The sequence below is a fragment of the Oribacterium sp. C9 genome (assembly GCF_002007235.1).
Taxonomy (GTDB): domain Bacteria; phylum Bacillota; class Clostridia; order Lachnospirales; family Lachnospiraceae; genus Oribacterium.
This window is the reverse complement of record NZ_MUHW01000024.1, coordinates 15,834-30,616: the sequence shown is the minus strand read 5'-3', so window position 1 is coordinate 30,616 and position 14,783 is coordinate 15,834. Positions and strand designations below refer to the sequence as shown.

Sequence of the window (14,783 nt, the reverse complement as noted above, 5' to 3'; positions counted from 1 at the left end):
TTTTAAAATCAACTGTTGACAGACATATAGCTGTGTGATAAATTTAACGACGTTAAATTCAGTATGTTACTGTTCGCAGGCATTCACTGTACATAAAACTATTTCGGTTTATGTGGTGGAGTGTCTGTTTTTTTATACCTCTGCGTATACCGCAGAGGTTTTTCTGTTTTCTCTATTTCATTGAGAACAAAGACGGGCTGTATAACCAATCACTCTGAAACAGTTTTATGTACAAGAGATGCCTGAACAGAAAATATTAGGAGGAATTATGAAAGACAAGATTTTTTCAGTTTTACAGCGTGTAGGACGCAGCTTCATGCTTCCTATCGCTATGCTTCCGGTTGCCGGACTTTTACTGGGACTCGGAAGCAGCTTCACTAACCCGACCACTATTGCTACATATCATATGGAAGCAATTCTCGGAAATGGTACAGCCATTAACTCACTTCTCAACATCATGAATTCTGTTGGAAGTGCTATCTTCAGTAACCTTCCGCTCATTTTTGCGGTGGGTGTTGCCATCGGTATGGCAAAGAAGGAAAAGGAAGTAGCAGCTCTTGCAGCTATGATAGCTTACTTCGTTATGAACATCACCATCGAAGCAATGCTCAACATCACAGGTATGGTTGTTGACGGTGCCGTTGCAGAGGGCGTACTCGAAGGTACAGTAACAAACATCGTTGGTATCAACACACTTCAGATGGGTGTGTTCGGAGGTATCATCGTAGGACTTGGTGTTGCTGCTCTCCACAACAGATTCTATAAGATCGAGCTTCCTTCCGCTATTTCATTCTTCGGTGGATCACGCTTCGTTCCTATCGTTTCCACATTTGCATACATCGGTGTAGGAATCTTAAGCTTCTATCTCTGGCCATTCGTTCAGAAGGGAATCTTCGCTCTCGGAGGTCTCGTAACAGGAAGCGGATATGTCGGAACACTTATCTTCGGACTTATCAAGCGTGCACTTATTCCATTCGGTCTTCACCACGTATTCTACATGCCATTCTGGCAGACAGCAGTCGGCGGACAGATGGATGTTGCGGGAAAGCTCATCCAGGGTGGACAGAACATTTTCTTTGCACAGCTTGCTGATTCTCAGAATGTTGCACACTTCAGCTCAGATGCTACCAGATATTTCTCCGGAGAGTTTATTTTCATGATCTTTGGTCTTCCGGGTGCAGCCCTTGCCATGGTTCGCTGCGCAAAGACTGAGAAGCGTAAGCAGGCCGCAGGTCTTCTTCTCTCAGCCGCTCTTGCGTCAATGTTTACAGGAATCACAGAGCCTATCGAGTTCTCTTTCCTTTTCGTTGCACCAATGCTTTTCGTAGTACAGGTAGTTCTTGCAGGTTCAGCATATATGATCGCACATATGCTGAATATCGCAGTTGGTCTTACATTCTCAGGCGGAATCCTTGACCTCTTCTTCTTCGGTATCCTTCAGGGTAACGAAAAGACAAGCTGGATGCTCATCGTACCTGTAGGTATCGTATACTTCCTGCTTTACTACTGCACATTCACATTCCTTATCAAGAAGTTCGATCTCAAGACACCGGGTCGTGAGGATGATGACCAGGAAACACGCCTCTACAGAAAGGCAGACTATCTTGCAAAGAAGAACGGAGACAACGCAGACGCTGCTGTAGCCGTTGCAGACGAAAAGAGCGACCTCATCATGAAGGGTCTCGGCGGAAAGGCTAACATCGCAGACGTTGACTGTTGTGCTACACGTCTTCGTGTCAATGTTAAGAAATCAGAGCTTGTTAATGATGCCATGCTCAAGGCATCCGGTGCAACAGGTGTTGTTCACAAGGGAACTGCCGTACAGGTTATCTACGGACCTTCTGTTACTGTAGTCAAGTCAAACCTTGAGGATTATCTCGAGACTCAGCCTTCTACTGAGTATCATAGCGAGGAAGTTGTGGATGAGGCTCAGCCAACTGTTATCGAAAACAATACTGATAAGAAGGTTAAGCGTACCATCATCATCGGAAGTCCTCTTAACGGTGAGGCTAAGGCTCTTTCAGAGACACCGGATGAGGCATTTGCAAGTGCCATGATGGGTAACGGTACATGTATGATCCCTGCGGATTCTACACTTTATGCACCATGTGATGGTGAGATCTCATTCGTTTTCGATACAAAGCATGCCATCGGTTTCGAAACAGAAACAGGAATCAGTATGCTCTTCCACATGGGTATCGATACTGTAAAGCTTGATGGAAAAGGCTTCACCGTCCTTGTTGAGAATGGTCAGAAGGTTAAGAAGGGTCAGCCTCTTCTTAAGATGGATCTCGATTACATCCGTAAGAACGCTCCATCAATCGCTTCTCCTGTTCTTTGTACCGATCTTGATGACAGCATGAACATCAGACTTCTGAAGACCGGTAATGTTTCTGCCGGTGAGGATCTGATTGCAGTCGACATCATCGCATAATGAGAATATAATTACTCTACCCCTTCCGCAGAACGGGAGGGGTATTTTCGTGATAAGGCCTTCATGCGGCCGTCGTGCCTGCACGAGCGGACATCTGAAGGTCAACGTGAAATCGAGCAGTTTTACAGCTCGGTTTACTACAGGAGTTATGGAAAATGTATCGTGTTCGAAAAGTATTAAATCATAATGCCATTCTTGCTTTGGATAATGATGAATTGAAAACCTATCTGGTGCTCCACAAGGGTATCGGCTTCGGTGCAAAGATATCCGAATTGTTAGATGTTCCGGAGGACGCTTCGGTGTATTCACTGGAAAAATCCACAGAACGCGGCAATGCCATGAATATAATTAACGAAGTAGATCCTGTATGCCTTGAGATCTCCGATGCAGTTCTGGATGAGGCTGAGAAGGTTTTCGGAAAAGTAGACCGAAATATCGTTTTCCCCATGGCAGATCATCTGGCTTTTGCCATACAACGCTTAAAGCGTGATGAGACCATAAGGAATCCTCTTAAGGATGACATTCGTCTTCTCTTCCACATGGAATATCAGGTGGCTGAGACGGTTGTACCTATACTTCAGCAAAGGACGGGACTTTCCATAAATGATGATGAAGTCGGTTTCATCGCATTGCATGTGCACTCTGCCATCGTCAGTGAAAACGTGGCTCAGTCTCTTCAGACTGCTCAGATAGTCAGAAACTGTATTTCCTACATCGAGGAAAAGACAGGTCAGAAGATCGAGGTAACTTCTCTCGGCTACAATCGTATGATGAATCATATTCGTTATATGGTCACCCGTATAGAGACCGGAGAACCTCTCAAGATGAATCTCAATGACTACATGTCGGTGAAATATCCGGATATTTTCCGTCTTTCGGAGGATATCTGTAATCAGATGAGCCGTCTTCTCAGAAAAGATTATCAGGACGCAGAGATCGGCTACCTCGCCATGCATATAGCGAGAGTCATAGATGCGGAATAAAAAAAGAAGCATGAGTAATGAGCTTGAGGCTCGTTATTCATGCTTCTTTTCTTTAGTTACTTATTTCCCTTCAGCTGCAAGCTGTCCTGCGAGTCTTCCGAAGGTTGCAATACGGCCTGCCTGAGTTCCTGAAAGAAGGTTCGGATAGCTGCCGTTGTAGTATCCGCCGGCATCGTTTCCGACTACGAAGAGACCCTCGATAGGCTTAAACTCTGTACTGAGAGCATGCATTTCCTCATCTACCATGATTCCATCCATTGTACAGAGAAGATATCCTCCGGCCTGACGAACACCATAGAATGGAGCCTCTGTAAGGGATGAAAGTCTGAATCCTTCTTTTCCGAAATCCTCATCCTCTCCCTTCTTGTAAAGCTCATTGTAACGGTCTACAGTTGCCTTGAACTTATCTACCGGAAGTCCGAGCTTTTCAGCAAGCTCCTCAACAGTATCAGCCTTTACGATATATCCGTCAGCCTCAAGACCCTGATTCATCCCCTGAACCATCTCCATGGTGAAAACAGAATCTGTGCCGTTGGCATGAGGGTAAAGTCTGCTGCAGCCGTGGGTCTCGAATCTCTTACAGTCCTCAGGATATTTGCTGTCCCAGATCTCACAATAGGTATGGAACGGCTCCTTTGATGCCTGATGTAGGATGTAATCATAGGGCTGTGACTCGTTCATGAAACGCTCACCGTTGAGATTCACCTTGAGGAACGGCTGTGAACCCATCCAGAAAAGTGTACCACGGGTCGGCTCACCAAGCTTTCCTTTTTCATCAGGCTTAACAGCACCGCGCTCAAATATCATAGATGTGTGAGTGGTATCCATCACAGCACCTGCCCAGAGACATGCTCTGATTCCGCTGCCCTTTGCTCCTGCCTTTGAATAGTTCACAGAGGTCTGCTCAAGAGTCCATGGCTGAAGCTGTCTAAGCATATCCTCGTCTGCACTGTATCCGCCGGTTGCGATGATGACGCCCTTTGAAGCATTGTAACGCACATAGTTTCCGTCCTTATCAGTAGCGATAAGACCAGTCACTCTGCCGGCATCGTTCTTTTCAAGCTTTATCATAGTGACCTCATAATGGGTCTCAAGTCCCTTTGCCTCAGCATATTCAAGAACCTTATCCATGGTCTGCTGCTCATAATAGGTCTCGTCGTACTGAACACTGTGACCAACCTCAAGTCCCTGATAGTTCTGCTTCAGCTCGTCGTTATCAAATTCGTGACGGAATTCCATGCCGCCCTGCTTGAGAACATCCTTGTACCAGTCCATGGTCTCACCGGAACGGTCTGCCCAAACCTTTACGATACTGCGCTTCGCATAGCCCTGGCTCCAGTCACAGATGTATTTGATAGCTTCGTTCTTGTCAACATTATGCCCATCCTCTTTCTGCTCAGTTGAATCGCAGGCAGCAAGGGTGTCACGTATTCCGGAGGCCTTGTCATGATCGAACTTTTCTATAAGGATGGTCTTTGCACCCTTTTCAGCCGCTGCGGCAGCCGCAAAAAGACCTGATGAGCCGGCACCAACTACCAGAACCTCACAGTCAACAGTCTCCTTTATATCGCTCTCTGAAACTTCAGGAGCCTCTCCCAGCCAGTCAGAAGCTGTTTCTGCCGCAACCTCTTCGAGAGTTATCTCCTGTCCCGAAGCCTGTGACATACAGTCGAGAACTGCAGTCTTAATGGCATCGCTTGTAACAGTTGCGCCTGAAACTGCATCTATCTCTGCGCCCTGTGCATCCAGAACCTTCTTTGACATCTCATCGCCGATGGCGGCACCGATATTCTGTGTCTCACCTGAAACATCGATCTTTATATCTGTGATGCTCTTTTCATCAAAGCTCATTGTTACCTTGACATCACTTGCCATGCCTCTTGCGGATGCGGAATAAGTTCCCGGTGTGTATGTCAATGTCTTCGTCGCAGCATTGAGAGCTTCCTTCGCAAGCTCTGTCTGAGCGGCAGTTGTTTCCGCTGCCAGTGTTTCCGCTGCCTTTGTTCCTGCTCCTGTTGTTGCCTCCGGCACCTCGGTACTGCGTCCGCAGCCATATATGCCTGCAAATGTCAGTGCCGCAAGTCCTGCACCTATACCCTTCACAAAGCTTCGTCTTGAAACTGTTTTGTTATCCATGTTTTCCTCCTGAAATGTTCACCGTGAAGATAGTTTTATTTGAAACTGTTCCGTTTCCGGTGAATACCTTTACGTCTTTCCTGCCTTGAGGATCCACGTAAAATAGTCATTATTCAAGATGAACATAACACCTTTACAGTTGGTGAAAAAGCAATTATCATTACTGATAAAACGCAAGCTGAACTTGCATTGGAAAGGGACTTACAATGACTATTCAACAGCTTCATATCTTCCGGGTTCTGGCATCAGAAATGAATTATTCAAAGGCCTCCGAAAAACTGTTTATGACGAGACAGGCAGTAAAGCAGAATATCACTTCTATGGAGTCTGAGCTTGGTGGAGCCTTATTTGATAATTTCAAAAACCATATAAGTCTCACTCCGAAGGGACAGTTGCTTCTCCGGGAATGTGTTCCTGTGATAGAAAGTTTTGACAAAATGATGAAGAGTATGTATTCGGATCTGAGTCTGGAAGGGACTGTTTCTATAGGGATAAGTGTTTCGCTTCTTCCGGGATTTCTTCCGGCGCTTCATGAAAAGCTGTTTAATTTTAATCAGGCTTTTCCGAATGTAAACATTAGCCTGCTTGATATGGAAAATGATGAAGTGGTACGGAAAGTTCAGAATGGTGAGCTTTCCATAGGTATCATCATGGATCTGGGGAATACTATAGAGGGCTTTAACCGTTACGAGATCATCGCCTGCAAGCTTGCTGCCATGGTGGAGTCTCATCATCGTTTCTGGGAAGCTGAGGAACTGACTTTAGAGCAGCTTTCCGGTGAGACCATCCAGATTCCCGGAATGAGCGATGCATTTCTCCCTCTGTTTGAGACTATAAAAAAGGAACAGCTCGATATAAAAATCGAGGTGTCCCATCATTACTATCAGGTTTATTACAAGGTTCGGGACAACGGAATCATCGGTCTGAACCGTTACTTTCCGCCGGAAAACGATACTCCCGACAGCACCCGTGACATCCTCCTGAAGGATGCTCCCCCGCTCTGCGCTTCGGTCATCACCAAAAAAGAGCCCGGTATTCCCAAGCTTACAGCTTACATGAATCCGCTTGTAAATGCTCTCAGAACCGGGTATATGAATGAACCATTTGTAAGAGATAAAACGGGGCCGGAGGATAAGAAGTAGCATATAGGGATCTGTCACGTGAATAGATGAGAGTTATTATACAGCTTAAATCGGACATATGCCGAATTTTGAGGTTTTATAACTCTCATCTTCTGATAAAGATATTTCATATAGTCGGAATTTAGACCATATGAAAACAAACGTCTTTTTGGTATTATAAGTTTCAGAATCATTCAATCGATTCAAATTCATAATTTCTTACACGTTCTGTGATTGAGAAAATTTTCCCAAAGAAAAAGTGAAAAATATTTATAGGAAGAGTTGTTATTAAGCATTAAGGCAGAAAAGACTTGTACAAGAGACATTATGCTCATTGACAAAGGAGCAAAAAAGATATACATTCAAGGTACCAAATGATACCTCATAAGGAGGCTTAATTTGACAAATGCAACAAAGTCACGTATTGAAAGTGAACTCGAAATAAAAGCATATCTTCAGAATTTAAATTATGCGTTGAAAAGAGATGCAAAAATCGAATTTCAAGTCAGGCGAGTTGTTGATGATAAACGTGATGAAAAATATACGAACCTGTATACAATCAATACATTATTTCCTAATGAGAATCCACTTGATGTTTTAAAACATGAATTATTACAGATAAAGGTTGAAGATTATATTCAAACCGTAAAAGATCTCCGATTTCCCAAAAGAAGTGAAATGAGGGAATTTGGTAAAGTTTACAATGGTTCGGACGACGTATATATAAAAATACGCGTAGAGCTGATTGGACAATCCGGAGGCGCAACGACATTTGTTATGTCATTCCATTTTGCGGAAAGAGCACTTACATCAGATATGTTTCCTTATAAGAAATGAGGTACTTATATGAATATGAAGATAGTAAACACCAAAAAACATTTGTGTACCTGCTGTATGGAAGAACATGAAGTCAAGACCGTCATAGTACCGGAACATACGGTATTTAAGGGCATAGAAGTCAGCTATGATGCAGAATATATGTATTGTGACTTGGCTGAGGAAATATATATGACCGATCAGCAGATACAGAGCAATGATATCCGTATGAAGGATGCCTATAGAATGAAACAAGGTCTTTTGTCCTCGTCTCAAATTGTAGCCATAAGAGCCAAATACGGTATAAGTCAGAGTGATTTATGTCTCCTATTGGGATGGGGTGGAAAGACCATCACAAGATATGAAAGTCATCAGATTCAGGACAAAGCACACGATATGATATTAAAGAAAATCGATGTGGATCCGGAATGGTTCTTATCACTGTTAACGGATGCCCGGGGAAATCTTTCAGAGGATTCCTTTCGTAAATACTATGACGCTGCCACATCGCTATACGAGAAATATAGGGATTTATATTTAAGGAAGGCAATAGAAGCGCAAAGAATAAGATATATGAAAAAAAGAATTCATCAGGTCGATTCAAAGCTTGTAGCGCAATAGTGATTTGAATGCAGTCTGATGAATTGCTTTGATATAAAGGGAAAGTATTATAATAACCTGAACATCCGTAAATACATAATGTATGCGGATGTTCAGGCAAAAACATATTCTATATATCCATATTGAAACTTAACTTACACCATTTAGTGTAGTCAGGTTTCACTTACATTTTTAAGGATTCACCACATTTTTTGGATTTCCTTCCATAAACGCCCGGATGTTTTCTACTGTTACATCCAGAATCCTTTGGCGGGCGGCACGGGCGGCCCAGCTGATGTGAGGTGTGATGATGCAGTTCTTTGCTGTAAGGAGCGGATTATCACTGCGGATAGGCTCTGTTGAAACCACGTCGAGACCGGCGGCATAGACCTTTCCGCTGTTGAGAGCATCTGCCAGATCCTGTTCCACTATGAGCTGACCGCGGCTGTTGTTTATGAGGATGACACCGTCCTTCATTTTGCTGATGCTATCCTTATTTATGAGCCCTTCTGTCTCAGGGAACAGAGGACAGTGCAGGAATATGACATCAGATTCGCGGAACAATGTCTCTTTATCTACGTACTCTCCTATCTCGCGACCCGCATCACTCTGTGATGGATTGTTGGCAAGCACACGCATGTTGAGAGCCTTCAGTATCTTTCCTGTAGCCTGACCGATACGTCCGAAACCGATTATTCCGGCAGTCTTTCCGGAAAGTTCTATCATAGGGTGATCCCAGAAGCACCAGTCGACATTGTTTTCCCAGCGACCTTCCTTTACTGCCCTGTCATTGTGACCGTAGTGAGAACAGATCTCAAGAAGGAGTCCCACAGCATACTGGCTCACGATATCTGTTCCATAGGCGGGAACATTTAAAACCACGATCCCTTTTTCCTTTGCATATTTATAGTCCACAACATTATAGCCTGTTGCAAGTACAGCTATGGCCTTTAAGTCAGGGCATTGGTCTATAGTTTCTTTGGAAATCGGTGTTTTATTTATGACGATGACTTCTGCATCGCCGATACGCTCTGCGATTATGGGCGCGTCTACATATGATGTGCGGTCATATACGGTGAGTTCCCCAAGTTCTCCAAGGGGTGCCCATGAAAGGTCTCCCGGATTTTCTATGTAACCATCAAGAACAACTATTTTCATTGTAACCTCCATGTTTCATTTTCTAATTCCATGTATCAATTTTTATATGTGTGCCGGTTCTATTTCCAGTTAAGTCGAATACTACTCAGTTTCGAAAAAACAGAATCAGGATAAATAAGTACATATATAGAATTCCGGGCTCAGTCTTCCAGCATTGCCCAGGCACGATTCAGGCAGCGCTTTGTATTTGCAAGTACGATTTCCTCGTCTTCATCAGGTTTTGGTGAGACTTCCATGGAAAGGAAAAGAGGCGCCTCAGGTCTGAAGAAGCCTTCTTCCTTTAAAATCTTCAGGTAGTTGTAAAGCTCTTCTATATCGTTAGCACCGCCCGGGTATCCGAATCTCGGATGATGATCACCGAAATCAGCTTCCTTCGGATCTGCAACACCGTTTCCTATATGGAAGTGACTAAGGTACGGACGGCAGGTGCGGATAACATCTGCAGATTTTTCGTGACAAAGAGGAATATGTGAGAGATCCACCAGAAGTCCGAAATTCGAATGCTTCATCCTGACATCCGCGGCGAAACGGGCAGCCAGAGATGAAGGTCCTATGAGGGAGGCCTTATCGATGTCATAGTCAAAGACCTCAAGCTCCACAAACATTCCCTTCTTTTCCGCATAGCTGCATACTGCGTCGGTGGTCTTCAGAAGCTGGCTGTAGGCAAGCTCCTTTGTCTCCTCCTGCCATTTTCCGGAAAGAAATGCTATTCCTTTTGAGCCGAGATACTCCGCCTCATCTATTGCTTTTATGAGAACCTCTTCCGCTTTTTTTCTTCCATCTTCATCTGTATCGTTTGGATTAAGTTTTGGTCCCAGAAGATTAGGCATGGCTCCGTACCCTACAGAAAGATGTGAAGTTTCCAGAATCTTCTTTAGCTGGGCACGCTCTTCCTCACTTTTACACTGGGTAACCTCTATGGCATCGAAGTAGTCGTCTCTTGCTATCTTTACAGCTCCGTCTACAGTACCTGTTCTCGGATAGCTCATCCAGAGAAGAGTACCGACCTTGAAATATTTATGAATGGATTCTTTCATGGCATGTCTCCCTTACTGCGATACTCCGGGTCTTTCCGTAAACTGTTAAAGACCATCGATATGCAGTTTTTTCCTTCCAATGTCTTAGTATATAGTCTGTCACGATGATTATAATGTTCTTTACCACTGCGAGAAAATCAAGATTTTTTGTTGAGATGAAAAAGATTTTTTGTGGCAAAAATAGAAGTTGCGATGAGCATATCTCATCACAACTTCTATTTGGGATGTGAATAAAACTATTATGTTTCTCAGCTCCTGCTGTCCATATCCACGAAGTCATGCAACTCTCCCACATATTTTGTTGCAGGACGCATGATACGTCCGTCGTACATCTTGTTCTCCATGTTGTGGGAAACCCAACCGGAGACTCGTGCTATGGCAAAAAGCGGAGTGTAGAGCTCATCGGGGATACCCAGCATGCTGTAGGCGAGACCGGAATAGAAGTCTACATTTGTAGGAAGAGGCTTCTTCTTTTTCTCCATGAGAACTTCATGGGCGGTGTCTTCAAACATTTTGTAGAAATTGAAGGTACTGAGCATTCCCTTTTCCTGAGCGAGATTCCTGCAGAGTTCTCTCAGGATTTCCGCACGGGGATCTGATAGTGTATATACCGCATGTCCGAAGCCATACAGAAGACCTGAATGATCGTAGAGCTTTCCATCTAGAATATCCAGTATGACTTTTATGATCTTAGTTTTGTCACAGTTCATGCCAGTGACAGCCTTCACCTCTTCCATCATCTTTGATACGGAGATATTGGCACCGCCATGTCTTGGTCCTTTCAATGCTCCGAGGCTTGCACAGATGGCTGAATAGAGGTCTGTTCCTGTTGAGCCTACAACTACGTCAGTGAAGGTGGAGTTGTTTCCTCCACCGTGATCCGCATGAATCACAAGCAGTGCATCCAGAAGATTTGCTTCTTTATTTGTGAACTTTCCGTCAGGTCTAAGCATGAGAAGGATGTTTTCAGCGATGGAATAGTCCTGTCTCGGATAGTGCATGATCAGTGAATCATGGTATACCTTATGAAGCTTTGACTGATATGCGTAGCAGGCAAGGACCGGAAGCTTTGCGATGAGATTGAGCCCTTTTCTCAGGGTCTCGTAAACATCTGTATTGTCAGGGTCATCATCGTAGTTGTAAAGCTGAAGTGTCAGAGCCTGTAAACGATTCATGAGATTAAGAGATGGTGAGCCGAGGATCTCATTTATCAGGAAATTATCGGGCAGGGAGTATCTGTCTGCGAGACAGCCCTTAAAATTTGCTATCTGATTCTTGTTGGGGAGGAATCCAAAAAGAAGGAGAAAGCAGGTTTCCTCGAAGCCGTAGTTGTCTCTTCTGTTTTTTATGAGGTCATTTATGCTGTAGCCTCTGTAGAGAAGATCTCCTTCGCAGGGAGTGACTTTTCCGTCCGTATCCTTTACATAGCCCACTACATCCGAAACCTTTGTCAGACCTACGAGTACGCCGGTGCCGTCTTCATTACGAAGTCCCTTTTTTACATTGTACTTTGAATAAAGCTCTCCGGGTATATCATTGTGTGTAGAGGACTGGCCGAAGAAACGCGCCAGGATACTGTCGTCGAAATATAAGGTTCTGATGGTATCTGTGGACTTTATTGATGATGACTGTAAAAACATGAATACTCCCCTTTCCTGCCCGCTGAATAAAAGACATATATAAAAGACATGTTAGGCATGTCCTTTATACGTGCAATTATAGACTTTGATAAAAGACATGTCAATTGTGTCTTTTATTCTATATTGGAATAAGAGTTATGAATTTTATCAGGGCAGATGAAGTCAACTGTCCCTTGAACCGGAGATCGATCGGATATATCCTGAAACAAGTAATTTATATAACGCTGAGGGGGACAGCATATTCTGCTGTCCCCCTCAATGGTCTTATGTTCAAAAGTATCTGTATGTCAGTTTTATTATGAAGGAAATAAATCACTTCAAAGTAGCAGCAACTTCATTCATGAGATCCTCTGAAGGATTCTTTCTGTTCTGCTTTGAAACCTCGATGATAAGCTTGTAAAGATCAACACCCTGCTCCTCTGCTACCTTCTTGAAGGTCTTGTTGAAGCTTGAGTGTGCACCTGAGATACCAAGTACCAGATCCAGCGGAGTGATAGGATTATGGAAGTTGTGCTTTTCCATAGCAGGCTGGAGATCCTTGTCGATGAAGTGGAGCATCTTGTAGAGGTCTACGTCCTTCATCTCACCCATGCGCTGCATGATGCCTACGCATGCCTCTGTAGCCAGGTTTCCGGCACTTCTTGCCATACCCATGAGACCGCAGTCAAGTATATCTGCGCCACTCTCGTATGCGGCGATGGCATTGGCAGCTGAAAGGCTCAGGTTATTGTGGCAGTGGAAAGCAACAGGAATTGAAAGAGCTTCCTTAAGCTTCTTTGTGTACTCGGCAACCTCTGATGGAATCATGGTTCCTGCCGAGTCCATGATGGTGATCTCATCAAGACCTGCGGCCTCAAGCATCTTAGCTTCTTCAACCAGCTCATCTGCTGTTAAAAGGTAAGCCTTCATGATTGAGTAGAATGCCTTCATTCCTCTCTTCTTGATGGCCTTTATCGGATCAACTGCGATGCTTCCGTTTCCTGCTGCAGCGCCCACACGGAGGAATGCCATGCCGTTTTCACGTGCGATGTCAATGTTATTCTCTCTGTATCTTGTGGAATTAAGGAACATACCGATCTCGGAACCACGGTTGAGATATTTCTGGGCGATGTCGAGGTACTCCTTATCTGTCAATGCATTTGTGAAGCCTGCAACCTCATATGCACCGATTCCACCGGCATTACCGAACTCAATGATAGGAACATGGCAGGATGTAAGTCCGTCCAGAACCATCTCTGTGATCTCTTTGTCGAAGCCCTTACCTACAACATTTGCACCATCACGTAAAGTACAATCCATTAATGTAACACTCATTATATATTTCCTCCAATATGTTTTATATCTTTGTTATGCAGTAATGCTATCACCCGATATCCACAATGTCTAACAGTCAAAAATTTAAATTTAACAATAAAATGTTGTGCGGCATTGATCAGCAGATACCTGTGAGTTTCCAGTACGGTATGCCGATAAGAAGGAATACTCCGAAGATCATGAAAAGCATGATGGTTCCCTTTACGTACCAGTCTTTTTGTGTAACGTATCCGTTACCGTAGAGATAGATACTTGCGCCGTTACCGTAGTTGCATACCAGTGCACCATATCCTCCGAAGAATGCCATCATTAGAGAAAGCATCATGAGGTTTACCCTGGTAGTAAGACCGAGTGTAAGGATGATAGGATAGATGGATGCGATATAGGCTGCATTTGAAACAAAGAAGTACTTTACTGAGAAGCTCAGAAGCAGAAGGACTATAAGTACTACCATTCCGTTAAGAGCTGAAAGATCAAGTACACTCTGGATCCTTCCTGAGAGCCATGTATAAAAACCACCTGCGTTGATGGCATTTGAAAGACTGAAGAATGCGCCTGACCAGAGGTACATATTCCATGCGGTTCTGTCCTTCATCATATCGTCCCAGGTGATGATTCCTGTGAGAAGCTCAAGAGCGAGCAGTCCAAATGCTACTACATTCATGTTGATTCCGAATTTTGGTCCTACTACCCAGCCAAGGATAGCGAGAATGAACATGAAGAAAAGAAGCTTTTCATCCTTCTTCATTTCGCCCATTTCTTCAAGCTTTGCGTCAACGAGTGGTCTGATATCACCAAAGTTCTTCATTTCAGGTGCAAAGAGCTTGTAAACAAGGAGTGGACATACAAAGAGTACGATAAGACCCGGTACCAGTGCTGCCTTGAACCAGAGTCCCCATGAGAGTTCGATTCCTGTTACATCCTTGATGGTTGATGCGATAACCGCGTTTGAAGCCATACCTGTAAGGAAGAGAACTGCTGTAGACATTGCTACTACATGCTCAAGAAGCTCGAGATAAGCACCAAGCTTCTTCTGATCTCTGTCAGGATATGAACCGAAGGATTCTGCAACTCCACGGAAGATAGGGAAAATGATGGCTGATCTTGAAGTGTTTGAACCTGTTGCAGGGCTTAATATAAGGTCACAGATCATCATGATATATCCGAGACCTAAAGATGTCTGTCCAAGCTTTGTCTGATTGAACTTGCGAAGAAGGACGTAAGCCATTCTCTGTCCGAGACCGGTCTTTTTAAATGCTCCGAATGCAAGAAGCACTGCCAGCAGGAACCATACGCTTAATTTCGCATAGCCTGTGTAAAGAGAACTTGGATCTGCTACAAAAAATGATCCGATTCCTATAACTATAAGGCTTATTACAGGCTCCGGAAAAGGTTTAAGTACGAGACCAAAAAGTAAAGAAATGGTCAGTCCGAAAAGGTGCCATACTTCGGTTTCCAGTCCTACAGGCGTAGGTAAAAGGAAAATAAGCAGTGGTACCAGTACGATAGGTATCATTTTTAAGATTTTTTCTTTCATAATAACT

General features: G+C 44.0%; 11 protein-coding genes. 5 read left to right on the top strand and 6 right to left on the bottom strand.

Annotated features, from left to right (window positions below):
* Positions 1–268 precede the first annotated feature (268 nt).
* Positions 269–2,434 (top strand): PTS transporter subunit IIABC, encoded by a 2,166-nt coding sequence (locus tag BXO88_RS13590; RefSeq protein WP_078038274.1) that lies wholly within the window; start codon positions 269–271, stop codon positions 2,432–2,434.
* Positions 2,435–2,589: 155 nt separating this feature from the next.
* Positions 2,590–3,417 carry a PRD domain-containing protein gene (locus BXO88_RS13585; RefSeq protein WP_078038273.1) on the top strand — a complete coding sequence of 276 codons (828 nt, stop codon included), beginning with the start codon at positions 2,590–2,592 and terminating at the stop codon, positions 3,415–3,417.
* A 60-nt stretch (positions 3,418–3,477) separates the two neighbouring features.
* Here BXO88_RS13585 and BXO88_RS13580 read toward each other — a convergent pair whose 3' ends face one another.
* Positions 3,478–5,553 carry an FAD-dependent oxidoreductase gene (locus BXO88_RS13580; RefSeq protein ID WP_078038272.1) on the bottom strand — a complete coding sequence of 692 codons (2,076 nt, stop codon included), beginning with the start codon at positions 5,551–5,553 and terminating at the stop codon, positions 3,478–3,480.
* Positions 5,554–5,759: 206 nt separating this feature from the next.
* On the opposite strand from BXO88_RS13580, the gene BXO88_RS13575 reads away from it, so the two are divergent.
* The 3 genes from BXO88_RS13575 (at position 5,760) to BXO88_RS13565 (ending at position 8,111) form a co-directional block, all read left to right on the top strand.
* Entirely contained in the window at positions 5,760–6,695 is a 936-nt protein-coding gene (locus BXO88_RS13575; protein ID WP_078038271.1) for a LysR family transcriptional regulator, read from the top strand.
* Between the two features lie 378 nt (positions 6,696–7,073).
* Entirely contained in the window at positions 7,074–7,511 is a 438-nt protein-coding gene (locus tag BXO88_RS13570) for a hypothetical protein (protein ID WP_078038270.1), read from the top strand.
* Positions 7,512–7,520: 9 nt separating this feature from the next.
* The gene (locus BXO88_RS13565) at positions 7,521–8,111 is read left to right on the top strand and encodes a type II toxin-antitoxin system MqsA family antitoxin (RefSeq protein WP_078038269.1); all 591 of its coding nucleotides are present in this window, start codon (positions 7,521–7,523) and stop codon (positions 8,109–8,111) included.
* Between the two features lie 171 nt (positions 8,112–8,282).
* On the opposite strand, the gene BXO88_RS13560 is transcribed toward BXO88_RS13565, so the two are convergent.
* The 5 genes from BXO88_RS13560 to BXO88_RS13540 form a co-directional block, all read right to left on the bottom strand.
* The gene (locus BXO88_RS13560) at positions 8,283–9,248 is read right to left on the bottom strand and encodes a D-2-hydroxyacid dehydrogenase (protein WP_078038268.1); all 966 of its coding nucleotides are present in this window, start codon (positions 9,246–9,248) and stop codon (positions 8,283–8,285) included.
* 140 nt (positions 9,249–9,388) lie between these two features.
* Positions 9,389–10,285 carry a sugar phosphate isomerase/epimerase family protein gene (locus BXO88_RS13555; RefSeq protein ID WP_078038267.1) on the bottom strand — a complete coding sequence of 299 codons (897 nt, stop codon included), beginning with the start codon at positions 10,283–10,285 and terminating at the stop codon, positions 9,389–9,391.
* 248 nt (positions 10,286–10,533) lie between these two features.
* A complete protein-coding gene (locus BXO88_RS13550) occupies positions 10,534–11,925 on the bottom strand; it encodes a citrate synthase (protein ID WP_078038266.1) in 1,392 nt (463 codons plus the stop codon).
* A 312-nt stretch (positions 11,926–12,237) separates the two neighbouring features.
* Complete coding sequence (locus tag BXO88_RS13545) at positions 12,238–13,239, bottom strand: 4-hydroxy-2-oxovalerate aldolase (protein WP_078038265.1); 1,002 nt, start codon at positions 13,237–13,239, stop codon at positions 12,238–12,240.
* A 118-nt stretch (positions 13,240–13,357) separates the two neighbouring features.
* Positions 13,358–14,776 carry a DASS family sodium-coupled anion symporter gene (locus BXO88_RS13540; protein WP_078038264.1) on the bottom strand — a complete coding sequence of 473 codons (1,419 nt, stop codon included), beginning with the start codon at positions 14,774–14,776 and terminating at the stop codon, positions 13,358–13,360.
* Positions 14,777–14,783: the final 7 nt, after the last annotated feature.